The sequence below is a fragment of the Brevundimonas sp. TWP2-1 genome (genome assembly GCF_049897645.1).
Lineage (GTDB): Bacteria > Pseudomonadota > Alphaproteobacteria > Caulobacterales > Caulobacteraceae > Brevundimonas.
Window position 1 is genome coordinate 1,555,577 of the sequence record NZ_JAFCWR010000001.1, and the last position, 26,006, is coordinate 1,581,582.

A 26,006-nucleotide genomic window follows, 5' to 3' on the forward strand; every position below is an offset into this window, starting at 1 on the left:
GGAGTTTCCCCATGGCCTATGTCGCTCGCACCGATCGTCCCTCGGACAAGACCGCGCGCTATCTGGAGGTCGAGGCGGAGATTCTGGCCGTGCTGGACGGGGAGCCGAATGTGACGGCGCGGATGGCGACGGTCGCCTCGATGCTGGCTGATGCGTTCGAGCACTATTTCTGGACCGGCTTCTACGTCGTGGCGCCGGACAAGGCAGACGAGCTGGTGGTCGGGCCGTATCAGGGGACGCTGGGGTGTCTGCGGATCGCGTTCGGACGCGGGGTGTGCGGGACGGCGGCGGCGACGCGCCAGACGCAGTTGGTCGAGGACGTGCACGCCTTTCCCGGTCACATCGCCTGCGACAGCCGCTCGGCCAGCGAGATCGTGGTGCCGGTGCTGGATGCCTCGGGCGCGCTGATCGCGGTGCTGGACGTGGATGCGACGACGCCCGCCGCCTTCGATGCCGAGGATCAGGCGGCGCTGGAGCGGTTGATGGCGCGGGTGTTCGCGGCCGGTTGATCGCACGGTCAGCGCCTCTATGGTCCCCGGCGACATGGAGGATCGGATGACACAGCGGACAGTCGCAATCACGGGCGGGCATGGCGTCCTGGGCCGCGCGGTGCTGGAGGCGGCGCTGAAGGCCGGCTGGCAGGTCGCCGTCATCGATCATGCGCAGGGCCATCCCGTGCCGCAGGGCGTGCTGGAGGTCGGCGGGGTCGATCTGACGGACGCGGATCAGGCGCAAGGCGCGATCGATATGGTCATCGCGCGGTTCGGGCGGCTGGACGCCCTGTTGAACATCGCCGGGGGCTTCGTCTGGCAGACGACCGACGATGCGGAACCGGCCTGGGCGCGAATGCAGGCGCTGAACGTTACGACCGCCGTCAACGCCAGCCGCGCCGCGCTGTCGGCGCTGAAGGCCTCGCCCGAGGGACGGATCGTCAATGTCGGATCGGCCGCCGCGCTGAAGGCCGGTGCCGGCATGGGGCCCTATGGGGCGGCCAAGGCCGGGGTCCACGCCCTGACCCAGGCGCTGGCCGAAGAGCTTAAGACCACCTCCGTCACCGTCAACGCCGTCCTGCCCTCCATCATCGACACGCCCGCCAACCGCAAGGACATGCCCGACGCCGATCCGGCGACCTGGGTGGCGCCGTCCGATCTGGCGGCGGTGATCCTGTTCCTCGCCTCGCCCGAGAGCCGCGCCATGACCGGCGCCCTGATCCCCGTGACGGGCCGCGTCTGATGCGAAGCGACCGGGTCCGCAGCGTCCTTTATCTGCCTGCCTCCAATGCGCGGGCGATCGAGAAGGCGCGGACGCTGGATTGCGATGTCGCCGTGCTGGACCTGGAGGACGCGGTGGCCCCCCAGGCCAAGGCCGATGCGCGCGCCGCCGCCGTCGAGACGGTTCGCGGCGGCGGGTTCGGGCCGCGCCTGGGCGTGCGGATCAATGGCTTGGACACCGAGTGGGGGCTGGACGATCTGGCGGCGATGAAGGCGGCGGGGGCCACGCTGGTGGTCGCGCCCAAGGTGGAGACGCCCGAGGCGGTCCACGCCCTGTCCGCCGGCCTGGGCAAGGGGTGCGCCCTGTGGGCCATGATCGAGACGCCGCGCGCCCTGATGGCGCTGGCCGACATCGCCACGGCGGACGGCGCGCTGGACGGGCTGATGCTGGGGGTCAACGACCTGGCCAAGGCGCTGGGGACCGGGGCTTCTGCGGATCGCGAGCCGTTCAAGCCGTGGCTGGCCATGCTGGTCGCCGCCGCGCGGGCCAATGGCTTGCTGGCCATCGACGGGGTGTTCAACCGGATCGACGACACGGACGGCCTGGCGGCCGAGGCATTGCAGGGACGGCTGTATGGGTTCGACGGCAAGAGCCTGATCCACCCGTCCCAGATCGCCGGGGCAAACGCCGCCTTCTCGCCTTCGGACACCGAGATCGCCCAGGCCCGCGCGGTGGTCGCGGCCTTTGCAGCGCCGGACGCCGAGGGTCAGGGCGCGATCCGCGTGGACGGGGCCATGGTCGAGCGGCTGCATCTGGAGCAGGCGAAGGCGCTGCTGGCGCGGGCGCAAGGGGCCTAGCCGCCTTGACGCAACCGCCCTAAACCTCGCGTCGAAACCCAGCGGACCCGCCTTGACCCTACCTGCCGACACGCCTTCGAAAATCCCGGCCTGGGTCTGTGCGCCCGGCGTGCTGAAGGTCCCGTTTCTCGACGTCTTCCTGGCCGACTACGACCTGCGTCGCCTGCCGGGGGACGATGTGCAGGCGGTGCTGGGCTGGGGGATGAAGCCGACGGCGGCGGCGGGTCGTCGCTGGGCGCAGAAGAACGGGCGGCCCTATGTGGCGCTGGAAGACGGCTTTCTGAGATCGGTCGGAATCGGCGAGGCGGGGGCGACCAGCCTGAGCCTGATCGTCGACGACCTGGGCGTCTATTACGATGCGACACGGCCCAGCCGTCTTGAGCGGTTGATCCAGACGGCCGACGACTGGTGCGACGCGGCCATGACCGCCCATGCGCGGGGGCTGATCGACCGGATCGTGGCGTCAGGCGTGTCCAAGACGAACATGGGCGGGCCGCTGGATCTGGGCCTGCTGAAGCCCGGTCGGCGTGTGTTGATCGTGGACCAGACGTTCGGCGACGCCTCCATCGCCCATGGTTTGGCGACGGCGCAGAGCTTCGACGAGATGATCGCCGCCGCCCGCCGCGACGAGCCGGACGCCCAGCTGATCGTCAAACGCCACCCGGCGGTGGCGGCGGGCAGGAAGCGCGGCTGCGTGACCGACCTGGCCGGGGTCACCCTGGTGGATACGGACGTGCGGCCCGCCGACCTGCTGGCGGCGGTGGACGCGGTCTACTGCGTCACCTCGGCCCTGGGGTTCGAGGCCCTGTTGCGGGGCCTGCCGGTGCGGTGTTTCGGGGCGCCCTTCTATTCCGGCTGGGGCCTGACGACCGATGCGGTCCAGACGGGACGGCGTGGGCTGGCGCGCTCCATCGAACAGGTCGCCGCCGCCGCCCTGATCGCCTACAGCCGCTATGTCGATCCCGTCACCGGCGAGCGATGCGAGGCCGAACAGGCGCTGGATCGGTTGATCGCCCTGCGCGATCGGGCCGATAGGCTGGCGGGGTCGTGGTCGGCGGTGGGGTTCGCCCCGGCCAAACGCCCGCCGGTGCGACGCCTGCTGAACTCGCCCAAGGCGACGATGCGATACTTCATGTCGCCGTTGCGCGCCGCCGCTCATGCGACGGCGACGAACGGTCGGCTGATCTGGTGGGCGGGCAAGGAGAGCGAGGCGACGCGTCAGGCGGCGGCTTCGTTCAATGGTCCGACCGTGCGGATGGAGGACGGCTTCATCCGGTCGCGCGGCCTGGGGTCCGATTTCGTCGGGGCCCTGTCGGTCGCCCTTGACGACCAGGGCGTCTATTACGACCCGTCGCGCCCGTCGCGGCTGGAGACCCTGATCGAGACGACGGACGCGACGCCGCAGCAGTTGGCGCGGGCGGGCGCGCTGGGCGCGCGCATCGTCCAGGCAGGTCTGTCCAAATACAATCTGAAGGGCCAGGCGCCGGCCGACTGGCCTGCTGATCGCGATATCCTGCTGGTCGTCGGCCAGGTCGAGAACGACAAGTCAATCCTGCTGGGCTGCGAGCCGGACCTGGCCACCAACTCCGCCTTGGTCGAGGCCGCGCGGGCCGATCATCCCGACGCCTTCCTGGTCTATCGCAACCACCCCGACGTTCTGGCGGGCAACCGGCCGGGCCGGCTGGAGGCCTCGGCCCTGGCCTGGGTGGACGCCAGCGCGGACGGGCTGGACATCATCGACTGCCTGAACGCCTGCGCGCGGGTGGCGACCCTGACCTCGCTGACCGGATTCGAGGCCCTGATGCGGGGCAAGGCCGTGTCGGTCTATGGCCGGCCCTTCTACGCCGGCTGGGGCCTGACTGACGACCGGCTGACGTTCGCACGCCGCACCCGCCGGGCGAGCGTGGATCATCTGATCCTGGCGGCCCTGATCCACTATCCGATCTATGTCACGCCGTCGGGCTGGCCTTGTGAGGCGGAAGACCTGGTCAAGGCCCTGATCGCGGCGCGCGACCAGCCGACGCCCAAGGCGCCGCGCGGTCAAATCCAACGCTGGGCCGCGGGCATCATCGCCAGTCTCGACCGCAGGCCGCCGCCGTCCTATTGACGCGTTCTGATAGGAAACGGACTGTCCTCAAACAGACCAAGACATCCTCAAGCAGCGAGACGCCGCGCGTCGAGCGATAGGACAAGAACAAAGTGACCCACGCCGTCATCGCCGCCACCGGCCTCTTCACCCCCGAACAGTCGGTCTCCAACGCCGAGTTGGTCGACAGCTACAACGCCTGGGCCGACGGCTGGAACGCCCGCCACGCGGCCCAGATCGAGGCCGGCGAGCTGGAGGCCAAGGCGCACTCCTCGCCCGAGTTCATCGAGAAGGCGTCGGGCATCAAGAGCCGGTTCGTGCTGGACAAGGCCGGGATCATCGATCCCGAGCGGATGGCCCCGAACCTGGCCGAACGCTCCAACGACGAGATTTCCATCCTGGCCGAGATGGCGGTCAAGGCCGCGCGTCAGGCCATCGAGGCCTGGGGCAAGCCGGTCAGCGAGATCGGCGCCGTCCTGTGCGCCGCCTCGAACATGCAGCGCGCCTATCCCGCCATGGCCATCGAGGTGCAGCAGGCCCTGGGCATCGAAGGCTTCGCCTTCGACATGAATGTGGCCTGCAGCTCGGCGACCTTCGGCATCAAGACGGCGACGGACTTCATCGCCGGCGGCTCGGTCAAGGCGGTGCTGATGGTCAACCCCGAGGTCTGTTCGGCCCACCTGAACTTCACCGACCGCGACAGCCATTTCATCTTCGGCGACGTGGCGACGGCGGTGATCGTGGAATCGTCAGAGACGGCGGGACAGGGCGGCTGGGACGTGCTGGGCACGCGGTTGAAGACGACCTTCTCGAACAATATCCGCAACAACTTCGGCTTCTTGAACCGCAACGCGCGCGACACCGCGCATCTGGACACGCCGGCAGCCGACGACAGCGTCCAGAACGACAAGCTGTTCATCCAGCAGGGCCGCAAGGTGTTCCGTGACGTGGTCCCGATGGTGTCGGACATGATCGTGGATCACGCCGGCGAACTGGGCCTTGATCCGCACGAACTGAAGCGGCTGTGGCTGCACCAGGCCAACATCAACATGAATACGATGATCGGCAAGAAGGTGCTGGGGCGCGAGCCCTCGGCGGACGAGAACGTCATCATCCTGGACGACTACGCCAACACCTCGTCGGCCGGGTCGATCATCGCCTTCCACCTGCACAACGACGGGTTCGAGGCGGGCGACACGGGCCTGATCTGCAGCTTCGGCGCCGGCTATTCCGCCGGGACGGTCTTCGTCAGGAAGCGCGCATAAGACCTAGAGCCGGGGCAGGAACAGGACGAAGTCTAGGCTCCACAGCCCCGGCCCGTTGGCGATCAGCCAGATCAGGATCACCATCAGCAGGGTCTCGGGCAGGTCGAAATAGCTGGAGAGGCGATAGCCGAAGCTGGTCCCCTTGACCGACTTGGACGCCACGGTCACCAGGGCGACCAGGCTGATGATCAGCAGCACCAGCGCCGCCAGGGTGGTGAACAGGCCCATGATCAGCAGGGCGCCGCAGGCGAACTCGCATACCGACACGAACCGGGCGGTCTGGCGCGGCGCGGCGATGCCGGCCTCGACCATCGTCTTCTGCATCTTCTCGGCCTGGGCCGGGGTGAACAGCTTGTAGAAGCCGGACAGGAAGAACATCCCCCCGACCACGACCCGCGCGATCAGGGGCGCGACGTCCATCAGAGCCAGGATGCCCAGGCCGAAGCCGCGATAGAGGTCGATCATCAGAAAAAAGGCTCCGCTGGATGGCGGAGCCTTCAATGCCTCACGGCCTGGGCGGTTGCCCTGCCAAGGCTTGGGGAGGATGCGTCGCCTTCCATTCCATCGCCCGGCGGATGCGGTTCTCGACGCTGGGGTGATCGTAGAACAGGAACTCCTCCACCGCCGAGGGCGACGGGGCGCGGTATTCGGCGGTCTTGATCAGGGCCTTGGCCAGGCCGTCCGGCTCATTGGCGTGGACCAGCGAAAAGTGGTCGGCGTCTTCCTCCGTCGTCCGCGTCATGGTGGCGAAGACCGGGGTGCCGAGCACGCCCAAAAAGGCCAGGACCAGGAAGAGGATCGGAAGACCGGTGGGATCGGCGATGTCGCCCACGCGGTCCGCCCTCAGCAGCCTGTGCGCCAGCGGATAAAGCCGATCCGTCAGCCAGAAGGCCAGGGCCGACAGCAGCACCAGGACCCCGACCATCCAAAGGATGTGGGCGTGAACATAGTGACCCATTTCATGGCCGACGACGCCGCGCACCTCTGCCAGGTCCGCGCCCTGCTTGAACATGGTGTCGCTCATCGCCACGCGCGCCGTGCCGAACAGGCCCGAGACATTGGCGGTGTAGCGGTCGGACTGTTTGGAGCCGTCGTAGATGAAGATCTTGTCCGACGGCGTGCCGGTCTGTTCGGCCAGCGCCACGACGGCGTCGCGCACCGGCCCGTTCGGCGCGGGCGTATAGGTGTTGAAGATCGGCTCGATCACCAGGGGCGAGATCACCAGGCCGATGACGATAAAGGCCGCCGTCACCCCCGACGCCCAGGCCCACCAGAACCGTCGCGCGCGCCGGATCAGGGCGTAGATCGCCATCAGCAGTAGCGCGGTGACGACGACCGAGATGGCCGCCCCGATGACCGCCTCGCCCAGCCAGCCGCCCAGCGCCTGGCTGCTCAGGCCATACTGTTTCTCGCGATACCAGCTTTCATAGATCGACCACGGCAGGGTCAGCACCCAGCTCATGATCGAATAGACCAGGGCGACGGCGAAACTGGCCATCAGCGGCCGGCGACGGCGGCGCTCGATCCGGCTGCGAATGGCGACCAGCAGGCCGGTGCGCACGATGATCCAGGCGACCAGGGCCGAAACCAGGAAACTCCACAGGATCAGCCAGTGCGATCCGTGCGTATAGGCGACGGCGCGGGCCGTCTCTTGGGGCGACAGGGTCGCGAGCCACTGGGCCGTGGCGATGGCTGGATCGAAATTCTTCATGGTTTCTCCCTTAAGAGAACCAAAGCGCGTGACCCGCGTTATGTCAGGTTAATTCCCATCCATGATGATTCTTGCGCCGCCACGCTTGAAACTGTCACAGTATTTTGCAACGCATTCGATTGTCGAGAACAGGGGGTTTCCCAGATGGCTCACATGACACCGAAGCAGGTGCTGGAAAGCTTGGCTAACGATATCGCCGCCGTGCTGAAGAGCATGGGCGGTTCGGCCCACCAGAATATGGTGGTCGATTGCGTCGCGGCGATGAAACGTCAGCGCGGCGAGGCGGTGAATCCGCCCGATCTGCGCCAGAAGATCATCGAGACCTTCGAACAGTACCGCGACTGGTTCGTGCGTCCGTTCGGCGAAGGCTCGCAGCGCTGGGCCCTCGCAGGCGACTTCGCCTGACATCACTGTCCTGAACGCGAAAGGCGCGCCCCTTACGGAGCGCGCCTTCGTCGTTCTGGCTGACCCTAAAGATCAGAAGCGACGGATGTAGCTGACCGAATAGGCGTCGGCCTTGCCCGCATCGTCACGGTAGTCGCGACGGGTCCAGTCGGCCCGCACGCCGTTCACGCCATCCAGATAGTAGTTGGCGCCGGCGCCGTAGTTCCAGCTGTCGCCGCCCACGTCGGTGTTGGCGCCCGGGAACTCCTGCTTCAGTTCGGTGTGGCCGTAGCCGCCGCGCGCGAACAGCTCCAGCTTGTCGCCGACCGGATATTTGCCGACCACATAACCGGCGGCGTCCCACTCGTGCTTGATCGAGCCATCGACGCCCGCGACGGTGAAGTCGTCATCCTTGACGCCGACCGAGGCTTCGGTTTCCAGCGCGATGTAACGGTTGAGGTTTACGCCCAGACGACCCGTGACGGCGCCCGTCGTTGCATTGTCGCCTTCAAGATGAGTGTAGCCCAGCGAGCCGTAACCGCGCGGCTCAGGATTGGTTTGAGCAAAGGCCGGAGCAGCGATTGCAGAAACGGCGACGGCGGCGAGAAGAATGTTACGCATTGTTTCTTATTAACTCCTAGATGTGATGACCGAACCGATCATCAGCCCCATCCAGCGAGAGCTTAAATAGGTGACGCGGTCGTCTGTTCCAGAGTTTCAAAAACACTACGAATACCTGTGGACTCGAGGACACATACGTCGTTCCGCCAAGGTTGGCGGTTTTGTGACAAAGAAAAAGGGCGGCCTCGTCAGAGACCGCCCTTTTCAAGATCCCATGGAGAGGGTTAGCGGTCCTTCTCGCGCTCCACGTTCAGCGCCGCCTGCGCCGCCGCCAGTCGGGCGATGGGCACGCGGTAGGGCGAGCAGGAGACGTAATCCAGCCCGGCCTTCTCGCAGAAGGTGATGGACGACGGATCGCCGCCGTGTTCGCCGCAGATGCCCAGCTTGACCTCGGGCCGAACCGCCCGGCCCCGCTCGGCCGCGATCTCGATCAGGCCGCCGACGCCGTCCTGGTCCAGACGCACGAAGGGATCGGTCTCGAAGATGCTCTTGTCCAGATAGGCCTGCAGGAACCGGCCGGAGTCGTCGCGGCTGATGCCGAACGTCGTCTGGGTCAGGTCATTGGTGCCGAAGCTGAAGAACTGGGCGTATTCGGCCAAATCCCCCGCGCGGATGGCGGCGCGCGGCAGCTCGATCATGGTGCCGACCAGATAGTCGATGCTCTCGCCCGTCTCGTCGAACACGGCCTTGGCGACGCGGTCGGTCAGTTCGCGCAGGAACTTCATCTCCAGACCCAGGGCGACCAGCGGGTGCATGATCTCCGGCAGCGGAGCCTGACCCGACGTCTTCTGAACCTCCAGCGCCGCCTCGATGATGGCGCGGACCTGCATCTCGTAGATTTCGGGATAGGCGACGCCCAGGCGGCAGCCGCGGTGGCCCAGCATGGGGTTGGTCTCGTGCAGTTCCTTGGCGCGGCGCTTCAGCTTCTCGGCGTCGATGCCCGACGAGGCGGCCAAGGCGTCGATGTCTTCCTCGGTGTGGGGAATGAACTCGTGCAGCGGCGGGTCCAGCAGGCGGACCGTGACCGGCAGGCCGGCCATGATTTCGAACAGTTCGACGAAGTCCGACTTCTGGAACGGCGCGATCTTGGCCAGGGCCGTGCGGCGCCCGGCCTCGTCGTCGGCCAGGATCATTTCGCGCACGGCAGCGATCCGGGTGTCGTCGAAGAACATGTGCTCGGTCCGGCACAGGCCGATGCCCTCGGCGCCGAAGCCGCGCGCGGTCTTGGCGTCCAGCGGGGTCTCGGCGTTGGCGCGCACCTTCAGGCGACGCACCTTGTCGGCCCAGGCCATCAGGGTCTGGAAGTCGCCGGTCAGCTCGGGCTCGATCATCGGCACGGCGCCGTCCAGCACCTCGCCCTTGGAGCCGTCGATGGTGATGATCTCGCCAGTCTTGAAGGTGCGGCCGCGCGCGGTGAAGGTGCCCTTGGCCTCGTCGATGTGGATTTCCCCGGCGCCGGACACGCAGGCGCGCCCCATGCCGCGCGCCACGACGGCGGCGTGGCTGGTCATGCCGCCGCGCGCCGTGACGATGCCGCGCGCCGCATGCATGCCGTGGATGTCCTCAGGCGAGGTTTCCTCGCGCACCAGGATGACCGCCTCGCCCAGGCCGGACATGCGCTCGGCCTCGTCTGCGTCGAAGACGATCTTGCCGGTGGCCGCGCCGGGCGAGGCCGGCAGGCCGGCGGCGACCACGGTGCGGGCGGCATCGGGGTCCAGCGTCGGGTGCAGCAGCTGGTCCAAAGCCGACGGCTCGACCCGGCTGATGGCCTCTTCCTGGGTGATGACGCCCTCGGCGGCCAGGTCCACGGCGATCTTCAGCGCCGACTTGGCCGTGCGCTTGCCGTTGCGGGTCTGCAGCATCCAGAGACGGCCCTGTTCGACCGTGAACTCGATGTCCTGCATGTCGCGATAGTGGCTCTCCAGCTTATTCACCACCTCGACGAACTGACCGAAGACTTCCGCCATGGCCTCTTCCATCGAGGGGGCGGTCTCGCCCATCTCCTCGCGGCCGATTTTGGTCAGGCTTTGCGGCGTGCGGATGCCCGCCACCACGTCCTCGCCCTGGGCGTTGATCAGGAACTCGCCGTACAGGCGCGCCTCGCCGGTCGAGGGGTTGCGGGTGAAGGCCACGCCGGTGGCCGAGGTCTCGCCCATATTGCCGAACACCATCGACTGGACGCTGACGGCCGTACCCCAGCTCTCGGGGATGTCGTGCATGCGGCGATAGAATTTCGCCCGGTCATTCATCCAGCTGGCGAAGACGGCGCCTACGGCGCCCCACAGCTGGTCCTTGGGATCCTGCGGGAAGGGATGACCCAGTTCACGCTCGACCACGGCCTTGTAGTCGGCGACCACCTTCTGCCAGTCCTCAGCCTTCAGGTCGGTGTCGACGGTGACGCCCAGACGGTCCTTGTGCTGGTCCAGCACCTCTTCGAAATCGTCGTGGCTGAGACCCAGCACCACGTTCGAATACATGGTGATGAAGCGGCGATAGCTGTCGAAGGCGAAGCGCCGGTCGCCCGACAGTTTGGCCAGCCCCTCGACCGTCTGATCGTTCAGACCCAGGTTCAGAACGGTGTCCATCATGCCCGGCATCGAGGCCCGCGCGCCCGAGCGGACCGAGACCAGCAGCGGGTTGTTCACGTCGCCGAAGGCCTTGCCGACGATGGCCTCGACCTGATCCAGAGCGGCCTTCACCTGGGCTTCCAGGTCGGCGGGATAGGTCTCGCCGTTGGCGTAATAGTGGGTGCAAACCTCGGTGGTGACGGTGAAGCCCGGCGGGACTGGCAAACCCAGCGAAGACATCTCCGCCAGATTCGCGCCCTTGCCCCCGAGAAGGTTCTTCATCGACGCGTCGCCGTCGGCGGAGCCTCCGCCGAAGCCGTACACCCACTTGGTCATATTGCAGTCCCTGAGCTTTTCGGATCGTCCGACGGGTTGGCCCCGCTCGCACATGCAGCACGATCTAGCGCGGAGGAACCGGCTTGACCATGGCGGATGTAACAATGCGTGAGCAGGTAACCGGTTTCCTCAATCGCCCAGCGCGTTGCGATGATGACAAGGCGGCGAAGCAAACCAAAAAGGGCCGGGCGATACGTCGCCCGGCCCTTCGGTCTTGTCGCTATAGCGAACCGATCAGCTGTCGGCCTGCCAGCCGCCGGCCAGGGCGCGGAACAGGGCGATCTGGTAGGTGGTGACCAGGGCGTCCGACTGGGCCAGGGCCGCGTCGGCCGCCGCCTGGGTGCGTTCGGCGTCCAGCACCAACAGGAAGCTGTCGGCGCCGGCGTTGAAGCGCAGGCGCGACAGGTCGGCGGCGCGGGCCGCCTGGTCGCGCGCCTCGGTCAGGGCCGCACGGCGGTCCAGTTCGTTGGCGTAGTTGGACAGGGCCGTTTCCGTCTCCTGCAGGGCCGTCAGCACCGTCTGATCAAAGGTGGCCAGGGCGGCGTCCGAACGGGCGCCGGCGGCCTTGATCTGGGCGCGAGCGGCGAAGACGTTGGGGAACGACCAGCTGATCAGCGGACCGAAGCTGAAGCGGAAGTTCTGATCGTCGCTCAACTCGCCCGATTCCAGCGCCGTGGAGCCGATAGAGCCCCCCAGGCTGATCTGCGGATAGAGGTTGGCGGTGGCCACGTTCACGCGGGCGGCGGCGGCGGCCAGTTCAGCCTCGGCCTGACGGACGTCGGGGCGACGCGCCAAGAGGGCCGCGCCGTCGCCGACCGGGATCGGCTGGGTCAGTTGCGGCGGACGCACGCAGGCGGCGGCGGCCTGGCTGGCCTCGGCGGGGGTGACCCCGGTCAGGGTGGCCAGGCGGAACAGCGCCTCGTTGCGGGCTGCACGCAGGGTCGGCAGGGTCGCCGCCGTCTGGGCCAGGGCCGCGCGGGCGCTGGCCACGTCCAGCCCGGTGCCGGCCCCGCCGTCGAGCAGGGTCTGGGTCAGGTTGGCGGTATTGCGTTGCAGCTCCAGCGTCCGTTCAGCCACCGCGATCTGCGCATTGGCCGAGCAGGTGTCGGCGTATGCGCGGGTCGTCTCGGCGGCGACCGAGACCTGAACCGTGGCCAGGGCGGCCTCGGCGGCGCGGGCGTCGGCGCGGGCGGCGCGAATGGTGGACTCCACCCGGCCGAACAGGTCGATCTCGTATGACGCCTGAAGGCCAACGTCATAGGTGTCGATCTCGGGCGCGTCCTGACCGGCAGGCAAGCCCTGGACCGTGGCGGCCGAGCTGCGGGTGCGCTGGGCCTGGGCGCTGGTCGTCGTGGTCGGGAAGCGGCCCACGCGGGCCTCCGACAGCGACGCCCGGACGGCGCGCAGGTTGGCGAAGGCGGCTTCGAGCTGGTTATTCTCGGCGAAGGCCTGCTGGATCAGGGCGTCCAGCGTGGGGTCCTCGTACAGCCGCCACCAGTCGTCGCGCGCCGCAGCGGTCGAGACGGTGGGGCTGACGGAGCCGACGAAGGCGCCCGTGCCGGCGACAGGCAGGTCGGCAGGCGGCGCCTTGGGCCCGACCGCGCAGGCGGCGAGCAAGGCGCTTGACGCTGCGGCGGTCAGGAAGCTGAGGGTCTTGTTGCGGGTCATCAGATGTCCCCTCCCCGGCCGGTGGCGGGCGCAGGCGCGCTCGGATCGGTCAGGTCGCTGGTTTCGTCGTAACGCACGGCCGTATCGGGGGTCGTGGCGGGTTTGGGCTTCTTGCCTTGCGGCAGCTTCGAGGACAGCCAGCGGCTGACCACATAGAAGACCGGCGTGAAGATCAGGCCGAAGAAGGTCACGCCCAGCATGCCCGAGAAGACGGACGTGCCCAGCGATTGCCTCATCTCGGCGCCCGGACCCGTCGCCAGCATCAGCGGCACGACCCCGAGGATGAAGGCGAACGAGGTCATCAGGATCGGACGCAGACGGGTCTTGGCGGCGGCGACCGCAGCCTCGAACCGGTTCATGCCCTGGTCTTCTTCGGCTTGCTTGGCGAACTCGACGATCAGGATGGCGTTCTTGGCCGCGAGCGCGATCAGAACCACGAGCCCGATCTGGACCAGGATGTTGTTGTCCAGACCCCGCAGGTTCACGCCGATGATGGCCGCCAGCAGACACATCGGCACGATCAGGATCACCGCCAGCGGAAGCGTGAACGCCTCGTACTGAGCCGCCAGCACCAGGAAGACGAACACCACCGCCATCATGAAGATGGCCGTCGCGCCCGAACCGGCCGCCTTCTGCTGATAGGCCAGACCCGTCCATTCGTAGGAGAAGCCCTGGGGCAGGGTCTGCGCAGCCATGTTTTCCATGATCTGCAGCGCCTCGCCCGACGACACTCCTGCTGCGGCATTGCCCTGAAGCTCGGCCGCCGGGAACAGGTTGTAGCGCACGATCCGGGCCGGACCCGAGTCGTTCACCAGGTTCGCCACCGAACCGATCGGCACCATGGCCCCCGACGACGACTTGGTCTTCAGGTTGGCGATGTCGGCGATGTCGTCGCGCGACGTCGGCTCCGCCTGCGCCGTCACCCGGAAGGTGCGGCCCAGCATGTTGAAGTCGTTGACGTAGGAAGAGCCGAGATAAACCCCCAGCGTGTCGAACACGGCGCTGGGCTGGACCCCCATCATCAGCGCCTTGTCACGATCGACGTCGGCGGTGATGCGCGGCGAGGCGGTGTTGTAGGTCGAGAAGACCTGGCTGACCTCGGTCGGCGCCTGGGCGGCGGCGCCCATCATGGCGAAGGTCGCGCCTTCCAGCGGACGATAGCCGGCGCCTTCGCGATCCTGGATCATCATCGAGAAGCCGTTGCCGGTGCCCAGACCCTGCACCGCCGGGGGGGCGATGACGAAGATCTGCGCGTCCTCGATCTGACCGGTGGCCTGGGTGATGGCCCCGGCCAGGGCCGTGGCGGCCTCTTCCTTGGTGCGATCCTCGAACGCGTTCAGACGCACGAAGATGGTGGCGGCATTGGAGCCGAACGAGAAGCTGGAGCCATCCAGGCCGGCGAAGGCCACGGTGCCATCCACGCCGGGCGTGTCCTGGATGATCTTGCTGGCGCGTTCCATCACCGCCTGGGTGCGATCCAGCGAAGCGCCGGCCGGCAGTTGGATGACGCCGATCAGGAAGCCTTGATCCTGCTCGGGAATGAAGCCCGAGGGCGTGTCGATCAGGCGCCAGGCCGTCAGACCCAGCAGACCGGCATAGATGATAAGCACCAGACCGACCGTGCGCACCAGACGCGCCGTCAGGCGGCCGTAACGGTCCGACAGCCAGTCGAAGCCTTCGTTGAACTTACGCCCCGCCCAGCCGGCGTAATAGACGACCGTGCCCAGGACGCCCGGCTTGCGGGCATGCTCGTGGTCCTTCTTGTGCGGCTTGAGCAGCAGGGCGGCCATGGCCGGCGAAAGCGTCAGGGATATGAACAGCGAGATGATCGAGGCCGAGGCGATGACCACCGCGAACTGGCGGTAGAAAATGCCCGGAATGCCCGGCACGAACATGGTCGGCACGAACACCGACACCAGCACCAGGCCGATGGCGATCAGGGCGCCTGAAACCTCCTGCATCGATCGATAGGCGGCCTCCTTGGGACTGAGGCCTTCGCTGATGGCCCGCTCCACGTTCTCGACCACCACGATGGCGTCATCGACGACGATGCCGACCGCGAGGACGAGGGCGAACAGGGACAGGGAGTTGATCGAATAGCCCAGCGCCAGCTGCACCGCGAAGGCGCCGACCAGGGACACCGGAATGGCGATGATCGGGATGATCGCCGCACGCCAGCTTTGCAGGAAGACCAGGACGACGATGACGACCAGAATGATAGCTTCCAGCACGGTGTGCTGGACGGATTCCACCGAGGAGGCGACGAATTCGGTCGGGTTGTAAGGCACAGAGATGGCCATGCCGGCCGGCAGTTCGGCCTTGACGGCCTCGACCTCGGCCAGGACCCGATCGGCGGTGCCCAGCGCGTTGGCGCCCGGCTGCTGCACGATGGCCAGACCGACGCCGCGTTGCCCGTCGAAGAAGCCGCGGATGCCGTAGTCCTGGGCGCCGAGTTCGATCCGCGCCACGTCGCGCAGATAGGTGACGCGCCCCTCGGCGTCGGTCTTGAGGATGACCTTGGAGAATTCTTCGGGGTCGGTCAGACGGCCCTGAACCTGGACCGGCAGTTGGAACGAGGCGGCGCTGTTGGGGAACGGCGGCTGGCCGATGGAGCCGGCGGCGGCCTGGACGTTCTGGGCGCGCAGGGCGGCGACGATCTCGGAACCCGTCAGACCGCGCTCGGCCGCCTTGGCCGGGTCGATCCAGACGCGCATCGAATAGTTGCCGCCGCCGAACACCTGAACCGCGCCCACGCCTTCGATGCGAAGCAGGCGGTCCCGCAGCGTCGAGTTGCCGTAGTTGCCGACATAGTCGTTATCCAGGGTGCCGTCGGGCGACGTCAGCCCCAGGATCATCAGGAAGCCGCTCTCGGCCTTGTTGACCACGACGCCCGTCTGACGAACCGCCTCGGGAAGGCGAGGTTCGGCCAGGGCGACCCGGTTCTGAACCAGCACCTGCGCGGAATCGAGGTCCGTTCCGGGCTGGAAGGTCACGGTGATCGCTACCGCCCCGTCCGAGGTGGACGAGGAGGTGATGTAGAGCATGTTCTCGACGCCGTTCACCTCCTGCTCGATGGGGGCGGCGACGGTCTCGGCCAGGGTCTCGGCCGAGGCGCCGGGATAGGCGGCGTTGATGGTGATCGTCGGCGGCGCGATCTCCGGATACTGCGACAGGGGCAGCAGCGGATAGGCGGCGATGCCGATGATGGTGATCACCACCGCGATCACGGCCGCGAAGATCGGCCGGTCGATGAAGAAGCGGGAGATGTTCATGGCTTAGCCAGCGGGAATGGAGTTGGCGAACGAGGCGCTGGACGCCGGGGCCGCCTGGGTGACCGGCGCTTGCGAAGCATCGGCCGCGACCGGCTGGATCTGACCGTTCTTGGGTGTGACCTTCGAACCCGGCTGGGCCGCGCGTTGCAGGCCGGCGATGATGACGCGGTCGGTCGGAGCCAGGCCCGAACGGACGACGCGCAGACCCTGGACGATCGGGCCCAGCTGGACGGCCTTGTTCGTCACGGTGCCGTCGGCGTTGACCACGGCGACGGTGCGGCGGGCCTGATCCGTGCCGATGGCCGAATCCGGGACCAGCAGGGCGTCATAGGCGCCGGCGCCGGCGACCTGGGCGCTGCCGAACATGCCGGGGCGCAGGAAGCCGTCGGCGTTCGGCAGGATGGCGCGCAGGCGGATGACGCCCGAAGCGGTGTCCACCGCGTTATCCGAGAAGTCGAGACGGCCGGTGTGCTTGTAGGTGCTCTCGTCCTGCAGGCGGACGTTGACGGTCGCGCCCTGATTGGCGCCGCCCTCACGCAGATACTTCAGCAGCACCGCTTCCGAACCGTCGAAGACGAAGTGGATCGGGCCGCCCGAGATGATGGTGGTCAGGACGTCGCCTGCCGACGAACCGCCGGCGATGACATTGCCCGGATCAACGCGACGGTCGGATACGCGGCCCGAGGTCGGCGCGGTGACGCGGGTGTATTCAAGGTTCAGACGTGCGTTGCGGACGGCCGCGTTTCCGGCGGCCAGATTGGCCTGCGCCGCATCGACGGCGGCCTTGTTGGAATCATATTCGGCCTTGGACACCGCCTGCGAGGCCAGAAGGGTCTCGCTGCGGGCCAGGTTGGCGCGGGCCAGCGACAGCTGCGACTGGGCCTGAGCGACCTGGGCCTGAGCCTGGGCCAGGGCGGCCTGGGCCGGGCGCGGATCCAGGGTGAAGAGCAGTTGGCCGCGCTGGACCATCTGGCCGTCGCGGAAGTGAACCGCCTGGATATAGCCGCCGACGCGGGCGCGCACGTCCACGCTCTCGACCGCCTCAAAGCGGCCCGTGAACTCGTCCCAGTCCCGGACCTGTTGCTTCAGCGGCGTCGCCACCGTCACAGGCGGCGCGCCTTGCGCCGGAGCTTCCGCCTTGGGGGAACAACCATAAAGCGCACCCGTCGCCATGACGGATACGGCCGCAATCTTCAGCCCGCGCATCTGCGCAATCTCCCTGTCGGAGGTAAAATCCCAGTCGTGCGGACCGAGGCCGATGGGGAGTCGGCCTTGTCAACGCGTGGTGACTTAATGGTCGGAGCCGTGGCGCTTGTCAACAGGCGTTGACAAAGCCATATGTGATCTACGGTTATTCACCTGTGGAGTGTCATCACCTTGTTATGTCCCGGCCCACGCCCGAGAAACGCCGCCGCAACCCGCACGGCCATTCTCGATGCTGCGCGTGAGAGATTCGCGGCAGACAGCTATGACGACGTGGGGATGCGCGACATCGCGCGAGACGTGGGCGTCGATGCTGCGCTGATCAGCCGATACTTCGGCTCCAAGGACGACCTGTTCCTGGCCGCGCTGGACAGCTGCGGCGACGGCAGCGCCCTGATGCAGGGCGAGAAGGCCGACTTCGGTCGGCGCGTCGCGCACGAGATCGTCTTCGAGCCCAAGAAGGCAGAGAAGCTGAAGGGCATGTCGATCATGCTGCGCTCCATCGGCTCGGCCAAGGCGGCGGAGATGGTTCAGACCACCTGCACCCAGCGTTTCTTCGGCCCGCTGGAGGACTGGCTCAGCGGACCCGACGCCACGGTGCGCGCGCGCCTGCTGGCTGGCTTCATCATGGGCATGTCCGTCAGCCGCGAGCTGGGCGGCGGCAGCTTCAACATCGAGCCGGCCCAGTGCGAAGAGATGCGCGACCGGCTGGCGCCGATCCTTCAGGCCCTGATCGACGGCTGATCACATTCCGAAAATGAAGAAGGGCGCGGAGGTTTCCCTCCGCGCCCTTTGTCTTGTCCGGCGACCGGTCTCAGTGCGAGGCGGTCGTGTTCACCTCGGCCCGCGGCTTGGTACGGATGCAGGCGATGGCGAAGACCGTCAGACCGACATAGCCCAGCATCGGTACGATGAAGGCCGGCTGAATTCTGCCCGCCGCATCGGCGATGTGCGCCGCGACCTGAGGCAGAAGCGCGCCGCCGATGATGCCGAAGACCAGCAGGCCCGAGGTCGCCGACGTTGGCGCGGTCGACCGCTCCAGCGTCAGGGTGAAGATGGTCGGGAACATGATCGAGTTGAACAGACCGATCGACAGGACGGCGTAGGCCGCCGTCGGGCCGCCGATCTGGCTCACGATCAGGCACAGGACGGCCGCCGCGACAGTGCAGCAGGCCAGAACGACGCCGGGGCGAACCTTGGTCAGGACGGCCGAGCCGATGAAGCGGCCGACCATGGCGCCGCCCCAATACAGGGCAACCATCTTGCCCGCCGTCTCGATGGGCGCGTTCAGGATGTCGGGGCTTTCCAGGAAGTTGGTCAGCATGCCGCCGATGGCGACTTCCGAGCCTACATAAAGGAAGATGGCCAGGGCGCCGAAGACGGCCCAGGGCGAAGACAGCGCCTTCAGCGGCGAGACGGCGTTGGTCGTGACCGGGGCGGCGGCGTTGATCTTCTTGCGCGCCGTGAAGATGAAGACGGCGACCAGAGCAAAGAAGGAGCCCATGCCCAGGAAGGCCATGTCGATGCTGCGCAGAGATTCCGTGCGCGTGGCGACGGTGACGACCGCGCCGGCGGCGAAGACTCCGCCCGTCAGCAGCACGTGCGACCCCAGCCACGGGCCGATCGTCGTGCCCAGCGAGTTGAAGGCCTGGGACAGATTCAGACGGCTGGACGCGCCCTTGGGACTGCCCAGCTCGGCGACCAGCGGATTGGCCGCCACCTGCAACAGGGTCACGCCCGAGGCGATGACGAACAGGGCGATCAGCACGCCCGGATACCAGTCGGCGGCCGTGGCGGCCGGCACGATCAAACAGCCCGCGACCATCACAATCAGGGCGCCGATGATCGAGCGGCTATACCCCAGTTTGCTCAGCACCGAGGCGGCCGGCAGGGACATCAGCCCATAGGCGATGAACCAGGCGAAGGTCGTCAGGAACGCCTCGGCGTTGTTCAGGTCGAACACGCGCTTCACCGCCGCGATCAGCGGATCGATCAGCGAGGTGGCGAAGCCCCAGGCGAAGAACAGCGTGGTGACATAGGCGAAGGCCAGGCCCGCGCCCTGGCGTTTTCCGGCGTCCGGAACGGTCATGGATGTGATCCCCCAGTGAACAAAAACGGCCGCGCTGTGCTCGCGCGGTTCTCGCAAGGCTTGGTTCCGACATCGCGCTCCATGCGTCCAGCCGAAAAGCACGCTCTGTAACGAAACTTTCCCGTCATTCGACGGCGCGAGCAAAGAAAAGGGCCGCCTCGCGAACGCGGCGGCCCAAGTTTGCTCAGAAGAGAGGGATGGAAATCAGAACTTGTAGTTCATGCCGACCGCGAAGGTCCGGCCGTAGCTCTGATAGTCGATGGTGCGGCGCTCATCGCCGTTCTCGAAGGTCTTGAACGGCTCGTCGGTCAGGTTGTTGACCTGGGCCAGGATCGACAGACCTTCCAGCGGACCGGCCTGGAACTCGTAGCCGATCTGGGCGTCAACGACGGTCTCCGCCGCGACCGACCGCAGGGTGCGGCCGTTGCCGAAACCGGCGACCTCGCCCAGGTAGTCCGAGCGATGACGGGCGGAAACGCGCGACTGGAAGCCGTAGCGTTCGTAGTAGAGAGAGCCGTTGATCACGTTTTCCGACAGGCCCGGCAGGGCGGTCGGGGGCTGGGTCGGATCGGGCTGGACCTCGCTGTCCGTCGTCGAGGCGCTGAACTGCGCCCCGAAGCCTTCGAGCGCCGGATGGAAGATGTCGAACGGCGCCGAGATCGAGAACTCCAGCCCCTTGATCCAGCCGCCTTCGCCGTTGTCGGGCGCGCCGACCAGGCCTTGCCGCAGAGCCGGCTCGGGGTTGGTCGGCGAGATCACGCCAATGGGATAGCCGGTGAAATCGACGATCTGGTTGCGGTTATAAACGTAGCTTTCCAGATGTTTGTAGAAGGCCGCCAGCGAGACATAGCCCTTGCGGTTGGCGAAATACTTCTCGAACGACAGGTCGATCACGTCGGCGATGAAAGGCTTCAGTTCGGGATTGCCGCCGCCGCCGCCCCACGGGGACTGGTTGATGTCGGTCGATTGAGCCAGGCCGGCGTTGTAGCTGAAGTTCCGCGAGGCGCGCATGTCGTCCATACGCGGACGCGCCAGGGTACGGGCCACGGCCATACGCGCGAACATGTCGTCGCCGACTTCCAGGATGAAGTTCGAGCTGGGCAGGATTTCCAGATATTCGGCCCCGCCGTTGACGGCGATCGTCTCCGATACGCCCGGCCCGACCTGACGCGCCGAGAAACCGTTAGAGCTCTGGTCGGTATAGACGAACTGCATGCCGACGTTGCCGGTCAGGGCGCGGCCGAACAGGTTGTGGTCGATGTTGGCGCGGATATAGGCCGTCGAGACCTTTTCGGTGACTTCCCAGTTGCCGGCGGTGACGTCGGCGTTCGGGTTGCGGATGCGGTTCAGGGCGCCGCTGTTGACCAGGCCCAGAGCGTCGTAGCTCAGCACCTGCGAAATACCCAGGTAGCCCAGATCGGTCGGATCCAGCAGGAAGGCCGTCGGCACAATCAGGTCGCCGCCGCCGGGGACGCCGAGATAGAACTGGTCGTTGACGAAGCTCTTCTGGCGTTCGGTATAGTTGACGCCGAAATCGATCGACTTGAACGGGCTCTGGTGCAGTTCGCGCGTGACGGAGAAGCGGGCGGCCTTGATCTCGTCCTCGATCGAGGGCGTGTTCATATAGCCGGCCTGGCCTTCGGGGATCACGTCGCCGCCCCAGCCTTGCGGGCTGGTGATCTTGATCAGGGCCGGATCGGCATAGTTCAGGCGGCTGGTGAAACGGGTCACGCCGTCGTCGGTCAGCTCGAAGCCCAGGCTATCCAGGGCGCCGTTGATGTTGCGGCCCGTGCCGGCGTTGGTTTCCAGAATGATGTCGTTACGCTCGACCTTCGAATAGCTGAGGTCCAGGTTCATCGACCAGTCGTCGTTGAGCATGAACTCGGTGTTCCAGCCCAGCGATGTGATGTTGCTGTCGCGCTTGTTCAGGTCGTTGCGGACGACACCCTTGATGTTGTCCCAGGTGCCGGCGACGATCAGGCCGTCTTCGACGGTGTAGCCAGGACGCAGCGCCGGCGCGGGACGGCATACCGCCGACGGCACGTTCACCGTACAGTCGCCCGACGAACCGCCCCAGGCCAGCGGGAACTCGATGCCACGCAGGACCTGGGTGTTCTTGAATTCGGAATAGAAGGCGTCGATCGTGGAGTGGATGCGGTCGTTCGGGCGCCATTCCAGCACACCCATATAGCCGTCGCGCTCCAGCTCAGACGACATGACATAGGGCTTGACGCCGCCGGTCAGCAGATTGCCGTCGGTGTAGTTCGGATAGCCCCAGGCGTTGAACCGTTCGGACTGATAGGGCGAGCTCATGTGGGCGTAGCCCAGGGCCACGCCCAGGGTGCCGTCCAGGAACTGGTCGATGTAGGAGATGGTGTAGCGGTCGCCTTTGTCGGTCGTGCCCGAGTTCAGGGCGCCGATGTCGTTCCACTCGTGACGGTAGTTCAGGGCGATGGCCTGACGACCATAGGCCAGCGGGCGCACGGTGCGCAGATCGACGGTGCCGCCCAGGCCCTGGCCAATCAGGGACGCATCCGGGGTCTTGTAGACGACGACGCTGCTCAGCAGTTCGGCGGGGAACTGGTCGAACTCGACGCCGCGGTTGTCGCCGGTGGTGACCAGCTCGCGCCCGTTCAGCAGTGCGGTGGTGAAGTCGGGACCCAGGCCCCGGATCGAGATCGCCTGGCTGCGGCCGTCCAGGCGCTGCATCGTCACGCCGGGCAGGCGCGCCAGGGATTCGGCGATCGAGACGTCCGGCAGCTTGCCGATGTCTTCCGACGAGATGACCTCGACGATCGAGGTGTTGTTGGCCTTGGCGTTGATCGACGCCTCGATGGAGCGGCGGATGCCGGTGACCACGATTTCGCCGACTTCCGTCGCCTGATCGTCGGCCTGTGCCGTGGTTGCGGCGGTCTGGGCGTGCGCGGCGCCGACCGACATCATGGCGGCTGCGCCGAAGGCGACGCCGGATAGCAGGCGCGCGCGCCGATTGAGACGTTGGAACATGGTCATCCTCCCTGGGGGCTGATCGCGATTCTGAGCGTCGCGATCTGAAGCCGTCGCAAAAATATGCAAATCTTTGGCAAGGTTGCAAGCAGTTAATGTGGACGCCTGATTTCGGCCCTCACCCAGCGCCGCTTCAAGCCCCCGGAGACTGGACCTAGCGCAACGAACGGCGACGCTTGCGCTGCATTGCAGCAAATTAAACCCGCGTTGACAGGCCCGGCCATTGCTGCAAAATCTTGCAAATCGATCTGGAAAGCTTTGCACTTTCCAGACAGCAGGGAGCCAGCGTTATGAGGAAGAGGACCGCCGTCCGAAACGGACTGCACGCCATGGCGGCCGCAGCGAGCCTGCTGGTCGCCTCCAACGCCAGCGCCGACAGCCTCACCGACCTGCGCCAGCGCCTGCCTCAGGACGAGGTGATCTATTTCCTGCTGCCGGATCGGTTCGCCAACGGCGATCCATCGAACGACCACGGCGGCTATCCGGCCGAGCGGCTGAAGAGCGGCTTCGACCCGGCCGACACCGATTTCTATCATGGCGGCGACCTGGCGGGCGTGACCCAGCGGCTGGACTATATCCAGGGCCTGGGCGCCACCGCGGTCTGGCTGGCGCCCGTCTTCAAGAACAAGCCGGTCCAGTCGCACGGAAACTACACCGGCGCGGCGCACCACGGCTATTGGATCACCGACTTCACCGCCGTCGATCCGCACTTCGGCGACGAGGCGGCGATGCGCGCCCTAGTCGAGGCGGCCCATGCGCGGGGCATGAAGGTCTATCTGGACATCGTCGCCAACCACACCGCCGACGTGATCCAGTATCGCGAATGTCCCGAGGGGCGTTGCGCCTATCGCAGCCGGGCCGACTATCCCTACACCCGCCGGGGCGGCGTCGATGGCGCGCCGATCAACGAAGGCTTCGACGGCCGCGACTTCTCGCGTCTGACCCGGCCCGACTACGCCTATACGCCGTACGTTTCGGCCGACGAGGAGAACGCCAAGGTTCCGGCTTGGCTGAATGACCCGATCCACTATCACAACCGGGGCGAGAGCACCTTCTCGGGCGAAAGCTCGCTGGACGGGGACTTCGCCGGTCTGGACGACCTGCTGACCGAGGATCCGGTCGTGATCCAGGGCATGATCGACGTCTTCGGCGGCTGGATCGACAAATACGGCATCGACGGCTTCCGCATCGACACCGCCCGCCACGTGAACCCCGCGTTTTGGCAGGCCTTCATCCCCGCCATGATCGCCCGCGCCGAGGCCAAGGGCATTCCCAACTTCCACATCTTCGGCGAGGTCTATGATCCCGACCCGGCCGTGACGGCGCGGTTCACGCGGGTCGACGGCTATCCGGCCGTGCTGGACTTCCCGTTCCAGAAACAGGCGGTGGACGCCGCCTCGGGCAAGGTCGGGACCGACGCCCTGGCCAAGCTGTTCGACGCCGACACGATTTACGACAAGGGTGCCGACACGGCCGCCATCCTGCCGACCTTCCTGGGCAATCACGACATGGGCCGGGTCGGCTTCTTCGTGAAACAGGCCAATCCAAATGCGAGCGACGCAGAGTTGCAGTCGCGCATCGCCCTGGCTCACGCTCTGATGATGTTCAGCCGGGGCGTGCCCACCCTCTATTACGGCGACGAACAGGGTTTCGCCGGCGCCGGCGGATACGGAAACTCGCGCCAGGACATGTGGCCCAGCCAGACCCCGGTCTATGCGAACGAGACGCCGGTCGGCGGTCGCCAGCCGGCCTATTCGACCGACGCGCCGCTGTATCGCGCCATCGCCGAAATGGCGCGCATCCGCGCCGCCGAACCGGCCCTGCGACGCGGCCGTCAGGTGGTGCGCGCCTATGGCGACAAACCCGGCCTGTTCGCCCTGTCGCGCATGGGCGAGGACGGCGGTGAAATCCTGGTCCTGTTCAACACCTCGACCACGCCCGTCGCCGCCCAGGTCGAGGTGGAGCCCGGCTCGCTTCGGTGGCAGGGTCTGCGTGGTGATTGCGCCGTCCAGTCCTCGGCGCCCGCCAGTGTCGCCGTCCGCGTCCCTCCCCTCGATTACCTCGTCTGCAAGAGCGTCCCGTGACTGCCCAGCCTCTCGATCTTTCCACGGCTGACGCCGCCCCTGCCCTCGCTCACGAATGGTGGCGGGGGGCGGTCCTGTACCAGATCTATCCGCGCAGTTTCGCGGACGCCAATAACGACGGCGTCGGCGATCTGAAGGGGATCACCGAGCATCTGGATCATGTCGCCTCGCTGGGCGTGGACGGGATCTGGCTGTCGCCCTTCTTCACCTCGCCGATGAAGGACTTCGGCTATGACGTCTCGGATTATTGCGACGTCGATCCGATCTTCGGCGACCTCGCCGACTTCGACGCCCTGATCGCGCGCGCCCATGCCCTGGGCCTGAAGGTCGTCATCGATCAGGTCTTTTCCCACACGTCGGACGAACACCCCTGGTTCATCGACAGCCGCGCCAGCCGAAACGGCGAACACGCCGACTGGTATGTCTGGGCCGACGCCAAGCCGGACGGCTCGCCGCCGTCGAACTGGCAGTCGGTGTTCGGCGGCCCGGCCTGGACCTGGGATGCGCGACGCGGCCAGTACTACATGCACAACTTCCTGGCCTCCCAGCCCCAGCTGAACGTCAGGAACCCGGCGGTGCAGGACGCCCTGATCGCGGCGGCCCGCTTCTGGCTGGACAAGGGCGTGGACGGCTTCCGCCTGGACGCCATCAACTTCGCCATCCACGACCCGTCCCTGCGCGACAATCCGCCGATCGCCGACGGCAAGAAGCGGACGCGCCCGTTCGACTTCCAGGACAAGATCTACAACCAGTCCCACCCGGACATCATCGGCTTCCTGAACCGCGTCCGCGCCCTGACCGACAGCTACGAGGGCCGGTTCACGGTGGCGGAGGTCGGCGGCGACCATGCCGACCGCGAGATGAAGGCGTTCACCGCCGGGAACGACCGGCTGCATTCCGCCTACGGCTTCCTCTACCTGTATGCCGACACGCTGAAGAGCGAGCTGATCGGCCTGGGCGACAGCATGTGGCCGGACCAGCAAGGTGAAGGCTGGCCGTCCTGGACCTTCTCGAACCACGATGCCCCGCGCGCGGTGTCCCGCTGGGCGCAAGGGCGCGACGAGAAGGCCTTTTCGGAAATGGCCCTGCTGCTGCTGATGTGCCTGCGCGGCAATGTCTTCGTCTATCAGGGGGAGGAACTGGGCCTGCCCCAGGCCCAGGTGCCGTTCGAGCGGCTGGTCGATCCCGAGGCGATCGCCAACTGGCCCCTGACCCTGGGCCGAGACGGCGCCCGCACGCCGATCCCCTGGGTGGCGTCGGCGCCCAACGCCGGCTTCTCGACGGTCGAGCCCTGGCTGCCGGTCGATCCGCGCCATCTGCCGCTGGCGGTGGACGCGCAGGAGGCCGATCCAACCTCGGTTCTGCACGTCGCCCGCCGCATCATCGCCCTGCGTCATGCGCACCCGGCGCTGCGCACCGGCGGGCTGGAGCTGGTCGAAGGACCGCAAGATCTGCTTGTCTTCCACCGCTTCGAACACGTTGACGGCGGTGAACGCCTGTTGTGCGTCTTCAACCTGGGCCACGTTCCCATCGACTGGACGCCGCCTGCGGGTGCGCGTCGCCTTGAGGCGATCAACTGGACCGAGGCGGACGGACAGACCCTGTCGCCCCTCGCCGGCCTGTTGTTCGCGGTCTGAGGATGGGT

At 66.8% G+C, this 26,006-nt stretch carries 18 protein-coding genes; 9 read left to right on the forward strand and 9 right to left on the reverse strand.

Annotated features, from left to right (window positions below; all coding sequences use genetic code 11):
- Positions 1-11 precede the first annotated feature (11 nt).
- From ACP7BH_RS07745 to ACP7BH_RS07765, 5 genes are all read left to right on the forward strand, one after another.
- Positions 12-509 carry a GAF domain-containing protein gene (locus ACP7BH_RS07745; protein ID WP_425982382.1) on the forward strand — a complete coding sequence of 166 codons (498 nt, stop codon included), beginning with the start codon at positions 12-14 and terminating at the stop codon, positions 507-509.
- Between the two features lie 46 nt (positions 510-555).
- Entirely contained in the window at positions 556-1,233 is a 678-nt protein-coding gene (locus ACP7BH_RS07750) for an SDR family NAD(P)-dependent oxidoreductase (RefSeq protein WP_425982380.1), read from the forward strand.
- A complete protein-coding gene (locus ACP7BH_RS07755) occupies positions 1,233-2,069 on the forward strand; it encodes an HpcH/HpaI aldolase/citrate lyase family protein (RefSeq protein WP_425982377.1) in 837 nt (278 codons plus the stop codon). The genes ACP7BH_RS07750 and ACP7BH_RS07755 overlap by 1 nt, the downstream gene beginning before the upstream one ends.
- A gap of 52 nt (positions 2,070-2,121) precedes the next feature.
- Positions 2,122-4,176, forward strand: a complete 2,055-nt coding sequence (locus ACP7BH_RS07760; RefSeq protein WP_425982374.1) for a capsular polysaccharide biosynthesis protein — start codon at positions 2,122-2,124, stop codon at positions 4,174-4,176.
- A gap of 92 nt (positions 4,177-4,268) precedes the next feature.
- Positions 4,269-5,420, forward strand: coding sequence for a beta-ketoacyl-ACP synthase III (locus tag ACP7BH_RS07765; protein ID WP_425982371.1), 1,152 nt, complete (start codon positions 4,269-4,271; stop codon positions 5,418-5,420).
- 3 nt (positions 5,421-5,423) lie between these two features.
- Here the strand turns inward: ACP7BH_RS07765 and ACP7BH_RS07770 are convergent, their stop codons facing one another.
- Positions 5,424-5,885 (reverse strand): DoxX family protein, encoded by a 462-nt coding sequence (locus ACP7BH_RS07770; protein ID WP_425982369.1) that lies wholly within the window; start codon positions 5,883-5,885, stop codon positions 5,424-5,426.
- Positions 5,886-5,925: 40 nt separating this feature from the next.
- Entirely contained in the window at positions 5,926-7,131 is a 1,206-nt protein-coding gene (locus ACP7BH_RS07775) for a M48 family metallopeptidase (protein ID WP_425982367.1), read from the reverse strand.
- A 153-nt stretch (positions 7,132-7,284) separates the two neighbouring features.
- On the opposite strand from ACP7BH_RS07775, the gene ACP7BH_RS07780 reads away from it, so the two are divergent.
- On the forward strand, positions 7,285-7,536 hold the full coding sequence (locus ACP7BH_RS07780) for a hypothetical protein (RefSeq protein ID WP_425982365.1): 252 nt from the start codon (positions 7,285-7,287) through the stop codon (positions 7,534-7,536).
- Between the two features lie 72 nt (positions 7,537-7,608).
- Here ACP7BH_RS07780 and ACP7BH_RS07785 read toward each other — a convergent pair whose 3' ends face one another.
- From ACP7BH_RS07785 to ACP7BH_RS07805, 5 genes are all read right to left on the reverse strand, one after another.
- A complete protein-coding gene (locus tag ACP7BH_RS07785; protein WP_346494031.1) occupies positions 7,609-8,136 on the reverse strand; it encodes a porin family protein in 528 nt (175 codons plus the stop codon).
- A gap of 224 nt (positions 8,137-8,360) precedes the next feature.
- On the reverse strand, positions 8,361-11,039 hold the full coding sequence (gene ppdK, locus ACP7BH_RS07790) for a pyruvate, phosphate dikinase (RefSeq protein WP_425982362.1): 2,679 nt from the start codon (positions 11,037-11,039) through the stop codon (positions 8,361-8,363).
- Between the two features lie 234 nt (positions 11,040-11,273).
- Entirely contained in the window at positions 11,274-12,707 is a 1,434-nt protein-coding gene (locus tag ACP7BH_RS07795; RefSeq protein WP_425982360.1) for an efflux transporter outer membrane subunit, read from the reverse strand.
- Positions 12,707-15,979: an efflux RND transporter permease subunit gene (locus ACP7BH_RS07800; protein WP_425982357.1), complete on the reverse strand. Its 3,273-nt coding sequence runs from the start codon at positions 15,977-15,979 to the stop codon at positions 12,707-12,709. The genes ACP7BH_RS07795 and ACP7BH_RS07800 overlap by 1 nt, the downstream gene beginning before the upstream one ends.
- Before the next feature lie 3 nt (positions 15,980-15,982).
- Positions 15,983-17,185 (reverse strand): efflux RND transporter periplasmic adaptor subunit, encoded by a 1,203-nt coding sequence (locus ACP7BH_RS07805; RefSeq protein WP_425982356.1) that lies wholly within the window; start codon positions 17,183-17,185, stop codon positions 15,983-15,985.
- A 171-nt stretch (positions 17,186-17,356) separates the two neighbouring features.
- On the opposite strand from ACP7BH_RS07805, the gene ACP7BH_RS07810 reads away from it, so the two are divergent.
- Complete coding sequence (locus tag ACP7BH_RS07810) at positions 17,357-17,926, forward strand: TetR family transcriptional regulator (RefSeq protein ID WP_409714026.1); 570 nt, start codon at positions 17,357-17,359, stop codon at positions 17,924-17,926.
- A gap of 70 nt (positions 17,927-17,996) precedes the next feature.
- On the opposite strand, the gene ACP7BH_RS07815 is transcribed toward ACP7BH_RS07810, so the two are convergent.
- On the reverse strand, positions 17,997-19,271 hold the full coding sequence (locus ACP7BH_RS07815) for a sugar MFS transporter (RefSeq protein WP_425982353.1): 1,275 nt from the start codon (positions 19,269-19,271) through the stop codon (positions 17,997-17,999).
- A 204-nt stretch (positions 19,272-19,475) separates the two neighbouring features.
- Complete coding sequence (locus ACP7BH_RS07820; protein ID WP_425982351.1) at positions 19,476-22,277, reverse strand: TonB-dependent receptor; 2,802 nt, start codon at positions 22,275-22,277, stop codon at positions 19,476-19,478.
- 290 nt (positions 22,278-22,567) lie between these two features.
- Between ACP7BH_RS07820 and ACP7BH_RS07825 the strand changes: the two genes are divergently transcribed.
- Complete coding sequence (locus ACP7BH_RS07825) at positions 22,568-24,361, forward strand: alpha-amylase family glycosyl hydrolase (protein WP_425982348.1); 1,794 nt, start codon at positions 22,568-22,570, stop codon at positions 24,359-24,361.
- The gene (locus ACP7BH_RS07830; RefSeq protein WP_425982346.1) at positions 24,358-25,998 is read left to right on the forward strand and encodes an alpha-amylase family glycosyl hydrolase; all 1,641 of its coding nucleotides are present in this window, start codon (positions 24,358-24,360) and stop codon (positions 25,996-25,998) included. Before ACP7BH_RS07825 ends, ACP7BH_RS07830 begins: the two co-directional genes overlap by 4 nt.
- Positions 25,999-26,006 lie beyond the last annotated feature (8 nt).